At 75.4% G+C, this 14,906-nt stretch carries 13 protein-coding genes; 8 read left to right on the forward strand and 5 right to left on the reverse strand.

Annotation, left to right across the window (positions count from 1 at the left end; all coding sequences use genetic code 11):
* Positions 1 to 92 precede the first annotated feature (92 nt).
* From AC0B61_RS20105 to thiE, 3 genes are all read left to right on the forward strand, one after another.
* Positions 93 to 1,298 carry an NAD(P)/FAD-dependent oxidoreductase gene (locus AC0B61_RS20105; protein WP_471742052.1) on the forward strand — a complete coding sequence of 402 codons (1,206 nt, stop codon included), beginning with the start codon at positions 93 to 95 and terminating at the stop codon, positions 1,296 to 1,298.
* 95 nt (positions 1,299 to 1,393) lie between these two features.
* Positions 1,394 to 1,759: an Rv2175c family DNA-binding protein gene (locus AC0B61_RS20110; protein ID WP_471742053.1), complete on the forward strand. Its 366-nt coding sequence runs from the start codon at positions 1,394 to 1,396 to the stop codon at positions 1,757 to 1,759.
* A complete protein-coding gene (gene thiE / locus AC0B61_RS20115; RefSeq protein WP_471742054.1) occupies positions 1,759 to 2,409 on the forward strand; it encodes a thiamine phosphate synthase in 651 nt (216 codons plus the stop codon). The genes AC0B61_RS20110 and thiE overlap by 1 nt, the downstream gene beginning before the upstream one ends.
* Positions 2,410 to 2,483: 74 nt before the next feature.
* Here thiE and AC0B61_RS20120 read toward each other — a convergent pair whose 3' ends face one another.
* Positions 2,484 to 3,599, reverse strand: a complete 1,116-nt coding sequence (locus AC0B61_RS20120) for a polyprenyl synthetase family protein (protein WP_471742055.1) — start codon at positions 3,597 to 3,599, stop codon at positions 2,484 to 2,486.
* A gap of 218 nt (positions 3,600 to 3,817) precedes the next feature.
* Between AC0B61_RS20120 and metF the strand changes: the two genes are divergently transcribed.
* Together metF and AC0B61_RS20130 are read left to right on the forward strand one after the other, a co-directional pair.
* Positions 3,818 to 4,732 (forward strand): methylenetetrahydrofolate reductase [NAD(P)H], encoded by a 915-nt coding sequence (metF, locus tag AC0B61_RS20125; RefSeq protein ID WP_471742056.1) that lies wholly within the window; start codon positions 3,818 to 3,820, stop codon positions 4,730 to 4,732.
* Between the two features lie 203 nt (positions 4,733 to 4,935).
* Positions 4,936 to 5,823 (forward strand): hypothetical protein, encoded by an 888-nt coding sequence (locus AC0B61_RS20130; protein WP_471742057.1) that lies wholly within the window; start codon positions 4,936 to 4,938, stop codon positions 5,821 to 5,823.
* 42 nt (positions 5,824 to 5,865) lie between these two features.
* On the opposite strand, the gene AC0B61_RS20135 is transcribed toward AC0B61_RS20130, so the two are convergent.
* Both AC0B61_RS20135 and AC0B61_RS20140 read right to left on the reverse strand, forming a co-directional pair.
* Positions 5,866 to 7,359 carry a phytoene desaturase family protein gene (locus tag AC0B61_RS20135; RefSeq protein WP_471742058.1) on the reverse strand — a complete coding sequence of 498 codons (1,494 nt, stop codon included), beginning with the start codon at positions 7,357 to 7,359 and terminating at the stop codon, positions 5,866 to 5,868.
* Between the two features lie 243 nt (positions 7,360 to 7,602).
* A complete protein-coding gene (locus AC0B61_RS20140) occupies positions 7,603 to 8,214 on the reverse strand; it encodes a DUF4126 domain-containing protein (protein ID WP_471742059.1) in 612 nt (203 codons plus the stop codon).
* Positions 8,215 to 8,790: 576 nt separating this feature from the next.
* On the opposite strand from AC0B61_RS20140, the gene AC0B61_RS20145 reads away from it, so the two are divergent.
* The 3 genes from AC0B61_RS20145 to AC0B61_RS20155 all read left to right on the forward strand — a co-directional run bounded on the left by AC0B61_RS20145 (position 8,791) and on the right by AC0B61_RS20155 (position 11,031).
* Positions 8,791 to 9,372, forward strand: a complete 582-nt coding sequence (locus AC0B61_RS20145) for an SAV_6107 family HEPN domain-containing protein (RefSeq protein ID WP_471742060.1) — start codon at positions 8,791 to 8,793, stop codon at positions 9,370 to 9,372.
* Between the two features lie 45 nt (positions 9,373 to 9,417).
* Complete coding sequence (locus tag AC0B61_RS20150) at positions 9,418 to 10,170, forward strand: methyltransferase domain-containing protein (RefSeq protein WP_471742061.1); 753 nt, start codon at positions 9,418 to 9,420, stop codon at positions 10,168 to 10,170.
* 471 nt (positions 10,171 to 10,641) lie between these two features.
* Positions 10,642 to 11,031: a DUF3040 domain-containing protein gene (locus AC0B61_RS20155; protein WP_471742062.1), complete on the forward strand. Its 390-nt coding sequence runs from the start codon at positions 10,642 to 10,644 to the stop codon at positions 11,029 to 11,031.
* Between the two features lie 121 nt (positions 11,032 to 11,152).
* Here the strand turns inward: AC0B61_RS20155 and AC0B61_RS20160 are convergent, their stop codons facing one another.
* Entirely contained in the window at positions 11,153 to 13,585 is a 2,433-nt protein-coding gene (locus AC0B61_RS20160) for a transglutaminase TgpA family protein (RefSeq protein ID WP_471742063.1), read from the reverse strand.
* Positions 13,582 to 14,904: a DUF58 domain-containing protein gene (locus AC0B61_RS20165; protein ID WP_471742064.1), complete on the reverse strand. Its 1,323-nt coding sequence runs from the start codon at positions 14,902 to 14,904 to the stop codon at positions 13,582 to 13,584. The genes AC0B61_RS20160 and AC0B61_RS20165 overlap by 4 nt, the downstream gene beginning before the upstream one ends.
* Positions 14,905 to 14,906: the final 2 nt, after the last annotated feature.

Genomic DNA, 14,906 nt, shown 5'->3' on the forward strand with positions numbered 1-14,906 from the left:
TCCGGCCGAAGGCCCGTACGAAGGGTGGACAGGACGGCCGGGGGACGGGCGGGGAGGGCGGCCGCCAGGGGGCTCCACGGGTGCTGAGTACAGTGACGGGCGTGGCAGAACTGAGCGGAACGGATCAGGTGGTCGTGGTCGGGGCCGGGCTGGCCGGGGCGCAGTGCGCCCTGAAGCTGCGGCACGGCGGCTGGCGCGGGCGGATCGTCCTGCTCGGCGAGGAGCCGCACGCGCCGTACGACCGGCCGCCGCTCTCCAAGGACGTCCTGCTCGGCAAGAGCGACACCACCACCCTGGACATCGACTACGCGAACCTCGGCATCGAGGTGCTCACCGGCCGCCGCGCCACCGGCCTCACCCCCGGCGTGCTGCACACCGACGGCGGCGACCTGCCGTACGGCTCGCTGGTGATCGCCACCGGCGCCGTTCCGCGCGCCCTGCCCGGCGCCGAGCGCGCGCACCTGCTGCACACCCTGGACGACGCCCTGGCGCTGCGCGCGCTGCTCCGCCCCGGCCTGCGGCTGGTGCTGGTCGGCGCGGGCTGGATCGGCGCGGAGGTGTCCACGGCCGCCCGCGAGGCGGACTGCGAGGTGACCGTGGTCGAGGCGGGGCCGGCGCCGCTGCCCGGCGCGCTGCCGACCCCGATCGGCTCGGCGATGGCCGCCTGGTACGCCGAGGCCGGCGTCGACCTGCGCTGCGGGGTGGGCGTGGCCGCCGTCGAGCCCGGCGCGGTGCTGCTGGCGGACGGCTCGCACCTGCCCGCCGACGAGGTGGTGGTCGGCATCGGCGCCCGGCCCGCGACCGGCTGGCTGGCCGGCTCCGGCGTCGAACTGGACGGGACCGGCGCCGTCGTGGTGGACGGGCACCTGCGCACCGGCCTGCCCGGAGTCTTCGCGGCCGGCGACTGCGTCAGCTACCCCTCGGCCCGGGCCGGTGCCCGGCTCGCCGTCCAGCACTGGGACCACGCGCTGCAGTCCGGCGAGGCCGCCGCCGCGGCCGTCCTCGGCACGGACGCGCCGCCGTACGACCCGGTGCCGTACTTCTGGTCGGAGCAGTTCGGGCGGATGGTCCAGTACGCCGGCCGGCACGCCGAGGGCGACGAGCCGCTGTGGCGCGGCAGCCCGCAGGACGCCTCCTGGGCCCTGCTGTGGCTGCGCGACGGGGTGCCGAGCGCCCTGCTGACCGTGGACCGGCCGCGCGACCTCACCCAGGGGCGGCGGCTGATCGAGCGCGGCACCGCGCTGGACCCGGCCCGGGCGGCCGACCCGGCGGTGCCGTTGAAGTCGGCCACCGCCTAGCGGCGGCGCCCTGCGGGACGCTTCGGCGGTGCTCCGGCGGCCCCCGGGCGGGGGCTTTGGTGCGCGGCGGGCCTCCGAGGTGGCAGTCTGGTGGAGTGAGTGAGATCGAAAGCAAGATTGAAGCCCTGGTCCCCGAGTGGATGTACCTGCCCGACATCTCGGAGCAGTGGGGCGTCCGCGTCACCGAGGTCCGGGACCTGGTGCGCAGCGGCGGCCTGATCGCCGTCCGACGGGGCCCGAACAAGTCGCTGCAGGTGCCCGCGGCGTTCATCGACGGTCCGGGGCTGGTCAAGCACCTGTCCGGCACCCTGACCGTCCTGCGCGACTGCGGGTACAACGACGTCGAGATCCTGGAGTGGCTGTTCACCGAGGACCCGTCGCTGCCCGGCAGCCCGATCCAGGCGCTGTGCGAGAACCGCGGCACCGAGGTCAAGCGCCGCGCCCAGGCGATGCTGATCTGATGGCGGCGGACACCCCGCGCGCCCGGCTCGCCGACGCCCGGCTCTACCTGTGCACCGACGCCCGGCGGGAGCAGGGCGACCTGCCCGAGTTCCTGGACGCGGCGCTGGCGGGCGGCGTGGACATCGTCCAGCTGCGCGACAAGGGCCTGGAGGCCAAGCAGGAGCTGGCGGCCCTGGAGGTCTTCGCGGACGCCTGCCGCCGCCACGGTCGGCTGCTGTCCGTCAACGACCGCGCCGACGTCGCCCACGCGGCCCGGCCGGACGTGCTGCACCTCGGCCAGGACGACCTCCCGGTGCCGGCCGCGCGGGCGATCCTGGGCGAGGACGTCCTGATCGGCCGGTCCTGCCACGCCGAGTCCGAGGTGGACGCGGCGGTCGCCGAGGCCGGGGTGGACTACTTCTGCACCGGCCCGGTCTGGCCGACGCCGACCAAGCCGGGCCGCCCGGCGCCGGGCCTCGGCCTGGTCTCGTACGCGGGGAAGCAGGACACCGACCGGCCGTGGTTCGCCATCGGCGGGATCGACCTCGGCAACGTGGACGAGGTCCTGGCCGCCGGTGCCCGCCGGATCGTCGTGGTCCGGGCGATCACCGCCGCGGACGACCCCGGGGCGGCCGCCGCCGAGCTGTCCCGCCGGGTGCGCGCGGTCTGACGCCGGGGCGGGGCCCCGCCGGATTACGGGCCCCGCCGGGTTTCGGCCCGCAGGGTCAGGGCCGCCGCCGTCCCTCAGTACTTGCGGACGGTGGCGGCCTCGGCCAGGGCCAGCAGCACCCCGCGGGCCCGCTCATCCGCCAGCGGCGCCGCCTCCAGCGCGGCCAGGGACTGCCGCATCAGCTCCTCGATCCGGTGCTCCACCAGCTCGGGTGCTCCGCTGCGGGCGACCAGCTCGCGCAGCCGGGCCACCTCCTCGGGCGCCAGGTCCGGCGCGCCGAGCCGCTCGTCCAGGTGCCGGGCGTCGGCGGCCGGCAGGCCCCGCATCGCGTGCGCGACCAGCAGGGTGCGCTTGCCCTCGCGCAGGTCGTCGCCGGCCGGCTTGCCGGTGACGGCCGGATCCCCGAAGACGCCGAGCAGGTCGTCCCGCAGCTGGAAGGCCTCGCCGAGCGGCAGCCCGAACGCCCCGAGGGCCTCGACCAGGTCCGGCCCGGCGCCCGCCAGCAGTGCGCCGACCTGCAGCGGCCGCTCGATCGTGTACTTCGCGGACTTGTAGTGCAGCACCGTCCGCGCCCGGTCCGGCGCGCCCGCGTCCGTCGAGTCGCCGGCCACCGGCTCCAGCACGTCCAGGTACTGCCCGAGCATGACCTCGGTGCGCATCAGGTCGAACACCGGCTTGGCTGCCAGCACCGCGGCCGGCTCCAGGCCCGAGCGCAGGAACAGCTCGTCGCACCAGATCAGCAGCAGGTCGCCGAGCAGGACGGCGGCCGAGGCACCGTACTGCTCGCGGTCGCCGCGCCAGCCGCTGTCGCGGTGCAACGCCTCGAAGCGGCGGTGGACCGAGGGCAGGCCGCGGCGGGTGTCGCTGCGGTCCATCAGGTCGTCGTGCACCAGGGCGCTCGCCTGGAGCAGTTCCAGGGCGGCGGCCGCGTTGGCGATCGGGTCGCCGGCCGCGCCGCCGGCCGGGCCGCCGGCGCCGCGCCAGCCCCAGTAGCAGAAGGCCGGGCGCAGCCGCTTGCCGCCGTCCAGCAGGAAGTCGCGCAGCGCGTCGGAGACCGGGAGCAGCTGGGGGGAGATCCTGCCGAGCAACGCGGACTGGCCGTCCATGAACGCGGCGAGCGCGGCGTTGACGCGTGTCCGGACGTCCTCCACGTCAATGGGGTTGGCCGGCCGGGTGCTGGACGAGGTCACGATGGGGCTCCGCTGGTTCTCTGGGGTGCAGCAAGCGTAGCGGGGCAGCTGGGAACGGGTGTGCGAGCGACCCCGGGGGAGTGGTGCGAGGGAGCGCGCCGGGGTGGTCGGGAGCTGCCGCGCAGTCGCCCCGGGCGGACCGGAACGCCGTCCGTCGATTGTCTCAATCCGTGGAACGCGGTTGTCCGGCCGCCTCGAAGGCCCGATAGCCTGCCAGCATGGCACTCGGTATCGCTTCCACGAGAACGGATCGCGCACTGACGGTGCGCGAACTCCTGGCGGCCGGCAAGCGCTCCTTCTCCTTCGAGTTCATGCCGCCGCGCACGGAGGCCGGCGAGCAGAAGCTCTGGGACGCCATCCGTCGACTCGAACCGCTCGACCCCAACTTCGTCTGCATGACGTACGGCGCCGGCGGCTCCTCGCGCGAGCGCACCGTCAACATGGTCGGCCGGATCGCGACCGAGACCACGCTCACCCCGGTCGCCCACCTGACCGCGGTGGACCACTCGATCGCGGAACTGCGCAACATCATCGGCCAGTACGCCGACCAGGGCGTCCGCAACGTCCTCGCCGTCCGGGGAGACCCGCCCGGCGACCCGATGGGCGAGTGGGTCTCGCACCCCGACGGCGTCACCTACGCGTACGAGCTGGTGGAGCTCATCAAGGGCATCGGCGACTTCTGCGTGGGCGTCGCGGCATCGCCGAACATGCACCCGCGCTCGACCGACTGGGACGAGGACATCCGGCACTTCGTGGCGAAGATCCGCTCCGGGGCCGACTACGCGATCACCCAGATGTTCTTCGAGGTGGACGACTACCTGCGGCTGCGCGACCGGGTGACGGCCGCGGGCTGCGAGACGCCGATCATCCCGGAGATCATGCCGGTGACCAACGCCAAGCAGCTGGAGCGCTTCCCGCAGCTCAGCGGCTCACCCTTCCCCACCGACCTGGAGGCCCGCCTGCGGGCGGCCGTCGACGACCCGGCGGCGCTGCGGGCCATCGGCATCGAGCACGCCACGGCGATGGCCGAACGCCTCCTCGACGAGGGCGCGCCGGGCCTGCACTTCATCACGCTGAACCACTCGACGGCGACGCTGGAGATCTATCAGAACCTGGGGCTGCACCAGCGCTGAGCGGCGGCGCGCGTCCCTCGACGGGCCTCCTGTCGCCGGGTGTTCACGAGCCCGTCACCGTCCCGACGGTGGCGGGCTCGGTCGTGTGCGGCCGGTGCCCCGTGCGGCGGGAACGCGATGCGGTACCCCGGCCGTTGAACCGGTACAGTCGCCGGACACGCGCGGCGGACACGCGCGGGCACGCGACTGGAGGTATCGGGCGGATGGGCATCGGATACCTGCTGCTGTACGCCGCGTTGGCGGTGGTGGCGCTCTGGCTGGTCGCCGAGGTGCTGCTGCAGAACCGGGCGCCGCTGCACTGGCGGGTCCTGGCCCTGGCCGGCTTCCTGGGCGTGGCCGCCGGGATGGGCCTCGGGTCGGTCGTGGTGATCGGGGTCGGCGCGGCGCTGTTCGCGGCCGGCCAGGCCTTCGTCACCCTCTCGGTCAAGCGCGGCCACCGCAACGGCTGGTCCCTGCGGAAAGCCGACGGCAGCCTGCCCGGCCCGCTCGCCAAGGTGCCGCTGCTCGGCGCCCTGACCGGCGGCGCGGCCGCGGTGGCGGCCGCCGCGGCCACCGCGGAGCGGATCGGCGAGGTCAGCGCCGTCGAGGAGACCCCGGCCGCCGTGCCGGTGCCCGACGAGGCGCCGGAGGTCGAGCAGACCTCCGCCTTCGAGATGCAGGAGCTCGCCCAGGACGGCATCTACGCCCCCTCGTACTACGAGGAGCATCAGCAGCCGCAGGAGCAGCAGTACCAGGACCCGTACGCCGCCGCCTACCAGGGCGGCTACGACCAGCAGCAGTGGCAGACCCAGCAGCAGTCCGCCTTCGGCTACGACCAGCAGTCCTACGGCGGCTACCCGCAGCAACAGCAGGACCCGTACGGCGCCTACCAGCACCAGCAGGGCGGGCAGCAGGAGCACTACGCGGGCTACGAGCAGCAGCCGCAGCACCAGCAGCCCTGGGATCCGAACGCCCAGCAGCAGTACCAGCAGCACCAGCAGCAGTGGCAGTCCCAGCCCGAGCACGACCAGCACACCCAGGGCATCCCGCAGCAGCCGATGTACGACCAGAACTACGGCTACCAGCAGCAGAACACCTGGCAACAGGGCTGACCCGACCTGACCGGGGCCGCCGGCTGGCCTGCCCTCCCGGGCCTACGCCGGGCCGATCAGCCCGGCGGTGATGCAGGCAGACATGCCTACGCGGGCGAGCCCGCCGCCGGGGTGGGCATTGCCGCCGACCAGGTAGAGGCCGGGGACGGGGGACTCGTTGGCCGGCTTCAGCCACCAGCCCGACGAGCCGGCCAGGACCGGGCGGGCGACCGCGCCGCCGAGCGCGCCGGTCTCCCGGCGGGTGTCCTCCGGAGTGCGCACGACCCGCCACAGCACCCGCTCGCGCAGGCCCAGGCCGGCCGCGTCCACGTGGGCGAGCAGCCGGTCGGCGTAGTGGTCGGCGACGCCCGGGGCGGTCCAGTCGACGTCGCCCTGGGTCGGGACGGTCGCGGTCAGCACCACGCTCTCGTGCCCGTCGTCCGGGCGCAGCGCCGGGTCGTCCGGGCGCAGCACCTGGACGGTGGGGCGTTCGCAGGGCGGCACCGCGAGGGTCAGCGCGTTCGCCTCGTCGGCCGGGTCGGCCGCGTGCACCACCGTGCGGTGCGCGGTGCCGTCCGGCCGGGGCCCGCGCAGGGCGAGCAGCACGCTGAACCGGCCGGGCACCTCCTGCGGCTCCCACTCCTCGGGGGGCATCCCGGGCCACGCGGCGAGGCCGTGGCGGTGGAAGGCGGCGGCGTCCATCGCGGAGACCACCACGTCCGCGTCGATCCGGCCGCCCGCCGTCTCGACCCCGGCCGCCCGACCGCCCTCGACGACCACCCGGGTGACCGGGGTGTCGAAGCGGAATCCGACCCCGCGCAGCTCACAGCGCCGGAAAACCGCGTCCGCGAGGGCCCGCAGGCCGCCCCGGACGTACCAGACGCCGAAGGACTGCTCCATGTACGGCAGCACGGTCGCCCCGGCGGGCGCCTCGGCCGGGGTGAAGCCGTACCGCACGGCCGGTTCGAACAGCAGGGCGCTCAGCCCGGGGTGGCCGTCGAGCTCGCGCGCGGCGACGTGCTCCAGGGACCACGGGTGCGGGCGGCGCAGCCGGGCCAGGCCGAGGCGCGCCCCGACGGGGTACGGGTCGGTGCCCAGGAACGTCCGGTCGGCCGGGAGCGGTTCCTCCAGCAGCGGGCGGCGGGTGGCCTCCCAGACCGTCCGGCCGTGGTTCATCACCGCGCTCCAGCGGGCGCCGGAGCCGGCCCCGAACGCCGCGTCCAGGGCCTGGCTGACGCCGCCGCGGGACGCGTTGGGCAGGGTGACGGAGGTGCCGTCGGGAAACAGGTGCCGGCTCTCCGGGTCGACCGGGGCCAGCCCGACCAGCTGCTCCAGCGGCTCCTTGCCGGTCTTCAGCGCCAGGTCGCGGTAGACGGCCGGGAGGGCGAGCAGCCCGGGCCCGGTGTCGAACGCGAAGCCGTCCCGCTCGTACCGGCCGACCATGCCCCCGTACGTGCCGCCCGCCTCGCAGACCGTCACCCGGTGGCCGAGGGTCGCCAGCCGGGAGGCCGCCGCGAGCCCGCTCATTCCTGCGCCGATGATGACGATCCGTGCCATGGCAACTGATCCTAGGGCCCGTCTTCAGACTCCCGTCGTCCGCCCGGAGGGCGGGCGGGGCGGCGTTGGGGTGCGTGCATCGCAAGGCGGAGGATGGGGGCACCTCCCGGCCGAAGGCTGGGGGAGAGTCCATGCGGTGGGGGTACCTCCCGGCCGAAGGCTGGGGGACATCGGCGACTGACGACAACACGGCGAGGTGCGTGCCCCAACGCCGCCCCGCAGGCGGGAGTTTGAAGACGGGCCCTACTGCGGTGCGTACGCGTTGTCCGCGGCCCGGGCGGCCCTGCGCTCGCGGCGGCGGGCCCGGAAGGCGCGGATCCGGCTGATCGCCAGCCAGACCAGCAGCAGGCCGGCGGCCAGGACCGCGGCGGCGATCGAGGCGGCCAGCCAGGGGTGGAAGATCGCCAGGGTGACCAGGCCGGCCACCGAGAGGTCCTCCGCCATGCTGACCACGATGTTGCTGGCCGGCTCGGGGGAGGTGTTGACGGCCATCCGCAGCGAGGCCTTCACCAGGTGGCTGAGCAGCGCCGTGGTGCCGCCCATCGCGCCGGCCGCGACCTCGCTGAGCGAGCCGGGGTCGTTGCTCGCGATCAGCACGCCGACGGTGGCGCCGGCGATCGGCCGGATCACGGTGTGGACCACGTCCCAGACGCTGTCCACGTACGGGATCTTGTCGGCCACCGCCTCCACCGCGAACAGCACGGCGGCCGCGATCAGCACGTCCGTGCGCTCCAGCGCGTGCGGCACCGACTGCGCGTCGGCGAACCGGCCCAGCAGGCCGAGCAGCAGCACCACCGCGTAGGCGTTGATTCCGCTGGCCAGTCCGCTGGTGAAGATCAGCGGCAGGATCGTCATGGCCTCCCCCTCCTCGGATACCCGGGCCGGTTCCGCCCGGCCCCGCCGTACCGTACCGGCACCCGGGACGCCGCGGGTGACCGGCGGGGGTCGATGACGGGTCCGGGCGGGGACTGAGTACGGATACTCAGATCCGCGGTTGAGTACGTCAGCGGGTGGCCTCCGACCTGCGGAGACGGGAGAGTAGGGGCACCCGGGAGGGCGGCGCGTCGGGCGCCGGCCCACGCGGGCGGCGGATCCGTCCGTCCCCCGGCGGGAGCGTCAGGGGGCGGCGGCGGAGGTCCGCCACGGGGCTGGTCACGGTCCCCGCACCGCCGACACGGGGCGGCGGAGCGGGCCGGGGGGAGACCGGCCGCGGGGGAGTTCGCCACCGCCGCCCATGGGGGGAACGGCGGAGCGACGGCACACGGCGGCGGCGCGGAACCGGGGAGGGCCCGCGCCCGCCGCCGCTTGGCGTTCCGGAGGCCCGCCGGTCCCCGGAGCACCCCGGTCGGCACGGTCAGTGTCAGTGGTGCCGGTCACGATGGCAGGGCACGGACCACCCGGTCCGCGCGCTGCCTCGGAACGGGGGAGACCATGACCGTCAGCCACCCTGAGCCCGTCACCGCCCGCCTCCACCCCGCCGCCCTGCCACAGCCCCCAGGGCCGTCCGCCGCCCGGCCCGCCGGAGGGGACGTCCACCCCGTGCCGCGCCGCGCCGCCGCGCCGCCGGCCGCCCTCGACCTGCTCGCCGACGCGCACCGCACCCTCGCCCGGGCCCGCGCCCTGGAGGACCCGCTGGAGCGCTACGCCACCGCCCACCTGGCCGCGCTGCGCACGGTGGCGGCCGTCCTGGCGGTGCGCGGCCGCCCGGAGAAGAGCCCGCGGCGGCGCAAGGCCATCCGCAGCGCCTGGGAGGTGCTGCCCGAGATGGCCCCGGAGCTCGCCGAGTGGGCGGTCTACTACGGTGCCGGGGCGCGCCGCCGGGCCGCCGCCGAGGCCGGGATCCGGGGCGCCGCGTCCGCCCGCGACGCCGACGACCTGATCCGCAACTCCGCCCTGTTCCTGCGCCTGGTCGAGCGGCTGCTGGGCCTGCGGGCGGTCCCGCCCGCGCCGCGGCTGCCGCTGGACGGCGACGAGCCGCCCGGCGCGGGCGGACCGGCCACCCGGCAGGCTTAAGGTGGAGGCATCCTGATCGAACTGCACGTGCCAAGGAGCCCCGCCTTGTACCCGACGCGTCCCCGCAGCGCCCTGCGTACCGCCGTGGTGTGGGAGGTGGTGCGGGCCGCCCTGGAGAAGCGGGCGGCCGAGCTGGACCAGCCGGTGCTCGACGTGGTCGACACCGGCGGCGGCACCGGCAACTTCGCCGTGCCGGTGGCCAAGCTCGGCCACCGCGTCACGGTCGTCGACCCGAGCCCGGACGCCCTGTTCGCCCTGGAGCGCCGGGCCGCCGAGGCCGGCGTGACGGACCTGGTGCGGGCCGTCCAGGGCGACACCCAGACGCTGCCCGAGCTGGTCGCCCCCGGCAGCGTCGACGCGGTGCTCTGCCACGGCGTGCTGGAGGTCGTCGACGACCCGGCCGAGTCGCTCGGCAGCCTGGCCGGCACCCTGCGCAAGGGCGGCCTGGTCAGCCTGCTGGCCGCCAACCGCAACGGCGCCGTGCTGGCCCGCGCCCTGGCCGGCCACTTCAACGAGGCCCGGACGGTGCTCTCCGCCGTCGACGGCCGTTGGGGCGAGCAGGACCCGATGCCGCGCCGCTTCACCGGCGAGGAGCTCGGCCGACTGGCCGAGGCTGCGGGCCTGCGGGTGGAGTCGGTGCACGGCGTGCGGGTCTTCGCCGACCTTGTCCCCGGCGTCCTGGTGGACACCGAGCCGGGCGCGCTGGAGGCGCTGCTGAAGCTGGAGGAGGCCGCCGCCGCGCAGCCCGCCTTCCACGCCGTGGCCACCCAGCTGCACCTGCTGGCCACCCTGGCCTGAGCCGCCCGCCCCGACGCCTCCGCGAGGCCTCCGCGAGGCCTTTGTGCATCCTTCCGCCGCCGTACGGTTCGCACACCGGACGGCGGCGGTTCGCGTCCCGGACGCCGGCCGGTCACCGGCCCGGCCGACCAGCCGGTTTTCGCTCTCCGCAGGGGAAGCTCCCCAGGTCCGGACCCATTCCATCCGATCGGGCACTTGTCCGTGGCGTGGCGCGTTGACACCGGTGCGGCCGTGCCCGCTCGAAGTGGCCCGTCCCACGCGGCGCAGACCACCCCGTAACGGGCTCACGGACCGTATGATCTGGGTAAAGCCGGAAAGCATGACAGCCGGACGCGTGGGGCATATGGACGACACGGGCCGGGGCCTCCCGCACAGGAGTCCGACCGTGTGCCCCAAGGCTGATTGGACTTTGCCTCCCCGACCGGGGTGGGCGGACCGGTCGCATCCGCGACCGACGAGTAGGAGGACTCCGTGCCGCTCTCGGAGCACGAGCAGCGACTGCTCGACCAGATGGAGCGAGCGCTGTATGCCGAAGATCCCAAATTCGCGTCGGCGCTTGAGGGAACCGGGCTGCGCACCTACACCCGTCGTCGGGTCTACCTGGCCGTCGCCGGCTTCGTGGTGGGGATCGGCCTGTTGATGGGCGGGATGGTCGTCCCGGACCAGATCTGGGTCAGCGTCGTGGGCTTCCTGGTGATGCTCGGGTGCGCGGTGTTCGCCGTGACCGGCTGGCGCCGCGGGCCGGCGGCCCAGGGGGCCGGGCCCGCTGCGGCCGCCGCCGCCCGCCGCAAGGCCGGGATGATGGACCGGGTCGAGCAGCGCTGGCAGCGCCGCAGGGACGAGCAGACCGGCGGCTTCTGAGCCGTCGGCCGGAGCGCGCCGGACCGAGGACTCAGCAGCCGGCCGCAGAAGCAGCCGCAGAAGCCGGGGGCGGGCAGTCGATCGACTGCCCGCCCCCGGCTTCTGCGTGCGGTGCCCGGGCTCAGGACTCCGGGGCGTTCGGCTTGGGGCGCCGGGTGAAGACCCGCCGCACCGGCGCCGAGACCGCCTCGACCGCCCGGTCCACGCCGGCGCCGACGGCCGCCCGGGCCGCCCGCACGGCGTCGGAGATCCGCCACCACAGCTGCGCCGAGGACGGCGGCAGCAGCACGGCCCTGGCCCGTCCGGCCCGGCCGGCGCTCGCACGCAGGCCGCGCCGCGCGGTGTGGACGTCGGCGGCCAGCGGCGCCGTGCCGGACTGTCCGGGCGGGGCGTAGAGCACCCGTTCGGTGGCCAGGGCCAGCCGGTCGGTGGCCGCCGCCGCGTCGGCGGCCAGGCCGGCCTTCTCGGTGATCCGGCGGGCGGCCGCGCGCGGCGTGCGTGACTCGTCCGGGGGAATTCCGAGGTCCCAGGCGGAGTCGATCAGCTCGTCCCAGGCGGCCAGCACCCGGGTGTCGGTCGGCTCCGGCGGTCCGTCCCCGCCGGGCCGGCGCCGCCCGCCGCGGCCGAGCCGGCGACGGCGGACGGCCGTGCGCCAGAGCATCGGCGTGAGCAGCAGCGCGATCACCGCCAGCACCGCGGCGAGGGTGCCGAGCACCTGCCCGGACAGCAGCCAGGACTCCGCGGAGGCCTTGGCGGCGGTCTTGCCCTTGGGCCCGCAGTCGCCCAGTTGGCGCTGCTTTGCGGTGCAGTCCGCACCGGCGGACGGCGCCGGGGCGGCCGGCGCGGTCTGCGGGGCGGTGGTCGCGTGCTGGGTCGGCGCGCTGGTCGCGGAGCCGGACGTCTCGGTGTAGCGGGTGGGGATGCCGCGGCTCGGCGTCGGCTCGAAGCGCAGCCAGCCGTAGCCGGTGAAGTACAGCTCGGGCCAGGCGTGGTACATCCGGCCGCTCACCGAGTAGACGTTGCCGCCCTTGTTGTCGCCGGGGGTGAAGCCGACCGCGACCCGGGCCGGGATCTTCAGCACCCGGGCCATCGCCGCCATGGTGGAGGCGAAGTGCACGCAGAAGCCCCGGCGGTCCTGCAGGAAGACCGCGATCGCGTTGCTGCCGGTGCCGGCGGACACCGTGGTGTCGTACGTGAAGTCCGGGCCGGTGAACCACTTCACCAGCGCCATCGCCCGGTCGTAGTCGTTCTGGGCGCCGGCGGTGACCGCCCTGGCCTGCTCGGAGACCACGGACGGCAGGTCGGACGGGATGACGGTGTAGCGGTCCCGGACGTCCTGCGGCGCGGAGGCCGCCAGGCGCAGCTCGTTGGCGGTGGGCTGGAGGTCCAGGGCGCTGGCGTGGTAGCGCAGGCCGCGGATCGCCTTGTCGTTGCTCGGGACGACGGTGCGGGTCAGCGGGTCGAGCTTCCAGTCCCCGCGGTTGGGGACCTGGACGGAGGCGGCCGGGTAGGGCAGCGGCAGCCAGCTGTTCTCCAGCCGGTCGCTGACCTGGAAGTCGCCCTCGATCCGGGGGACGTTGGCGTTGCGCAGGCCCTCGGGGGCGGGCAGTGACTCCGGGAGGTCGTTGACCGTGGTGCTGCCGAGCCGCCAGCTGGTGCCGTCGAACTGGTCCAGCGAACCGGTCCGCAGGTAGACCTGGTCGGCCAGGGTGCTGTCCAGGGTGTAGGTGAGCAGCTCGGCGTCGGTGGGCTTGGTGATCGCGGCCTCCAGGCTGACCAGCGGGTCGAGGCTGGTGGCCACGCCCCGGCCGGAGCCCTTGCCGGCCGGGCCGTCGGAGGCGGAGTGCAGCAGGCCGAAGCCCCAGTGCGGCAGGACGACCGGGAGCAGCATCGCGACGGCCAGCGCCAGGATGCCGACCTGCTGGCCGCCCGGGCTGATCCGGCCGGAGTTCACCGTGCCGCGCGAGGTGCCGCGGAAGACCCGGCCCCAGCGGGAGACCCGGTCCTGGCCCTCGGCGAACAGCAGCAGCAGGTAGCCGGCCGCGGCGACGGCGAACCAGAACCAGCTGCCGTGGTCCCCGGCGAGGCCGTTGCCGACCGAGTACAGCGCCAGCAGCGGCAGTCCGGCGAGCGCCGAGCGGCGGTAGGTCACCGCGACGGTGTCCACCACGACGGCGATCAGGCCGACCGCGGAGACCAGGATCAGCCGCAGGCCGGGGGTGGGCGGCGCCGGGATCGCGTACTGCTGGATGTCGTCCACACCCGAGGTGAAGACGTGGTCCAGGACCCGCATCGTGGCCGGCCCGGGCAGCACCCCGCCGGCGCCGGCGAAGCCGAGCACCAGCAGCAGGAACAGCACCAGCAGCTGGCCGACGGGCACCGTCCAGCGGTACAGGGGGGCGCGGCGCAGGCCCGCGCCGACGCCGGCGAGTACGGCGATCACCAGCACGGCGTGGGTCAGCCAGCTGCGCGTGGTCAGCAGCGGGATCAGGCAGAGCGAGGCGAGGGCGGTGGCCAGCGCCGAGTACACGGTCAGTTTGGCCCGGGTGGTCACGCGCCGGCCTCTTCTCGATCGGGGGCGGTCGTCCGGGGGCCTTCGACGGCCCGCCACAGGTCCGGCAGGGAGTCACCGGTGCGCACCGGGATCACCGTCCAGCCGGCCTCGCGCAGCTGCCGGACCCGGGCCCGGAACTCGTCGCCGCCGGTGTGCGGGGCGAGCATCCGCAGGCCGGACCAGGTGCCGACGTCCAGCAGGAAGGCGATCGCCCCGCCGGTACGGCTGCGCAGTCGGCCCAGCCGGGCGGTCTGGGTGTCGTCCAGCTCGCCGAGGACGGCGACCAGCAGGCCCTCGCCGCCGGCGCGCAGCGGCTCCTCGGCGCGGGAGAGCGTGCCGCCGTCGGACAGGTCGGAGACCGCGAGGGCGTCCAGGATCAGCCCGGAGGTGTCGGCGGCGCTGCTGCGCTCGCCCCCGCCGGGCCCGGGCACCGACAGGCCGGTGTCGGTGAGCAGCCGGGTCTGGTAGCCGCGTTCCAGCAGGTGCGCGGTGACGGAGGCGGCGCAGCCGACCGCCCACTCGAAGGAGGAGGCGGGGCCGCTGCCCCGGTGGCCGATCTCGCGGGTGTCCAGCAGGACGGTGGCCCGGGCCCGCTGCGGCTGCTCCTCGCGGCGCACCATCAGCTCGCCGTACCGGGCGGTGGAGCGCCAGTGCACCCGGCGCAGGTCGTCGCCCGGCCGGTACTCGCGCAGGATCACGTCGTCGTCGCCGGCCAGCGCCAGGGTGCGGCTGTGGCTCTCGCCCTGGCCGAGCCAGTCGCCGCTGAGCCGGACGTACGGCAGGGCCTGGATGCGGGGGACGACGGTGAGGACGTCGGCGGCGGTGAAGGCGCGGGTCACCTCGCACATCCCGAACGGGTCGGCCAGCCGCAGCTGCAGCGGCCCGAGCGGGTAGCGGCCGCGCAGGTCGGAGCGGACCCGGTAGGAGACCTCGCGGTGGCCGCGCGGCTCGACCCGGTCCAGGACGAAGCGCGGGCGCGGCCCGAGCACGTACGGGACCTTGTCCTCGAGGAGCAGCAGCCCGGTGGGCACCCGGGAGACGTTGTCGAGCCGCAGGTGGACCCGGGCCTCCTGGCCGGCGACCGCCCGGCGGGGGCTGAGCCGGCGGCCGCTGGACACCCGGTAGCGGGTGTTGGAGACCACCACGACGGCGGCCAGCGGGAGCGCGGCGAGCAGCACGCCGACGCGCAGCAGCGCGTCCTGGTCGAGCAGGTAGGCGCAGACCACCGCGGTGATCCCGGCGGCGAGGAAGGAGCGGCCCCGGGTGGTGAGGCCGCGGAATCCGGCCCGCAGTCCCGATGCCGGATCGGACTGGGCCACCC

The sequence above is a fragment of the Kitasatospora sp. NPDC023385 genome, assembly GCF_055664045.1.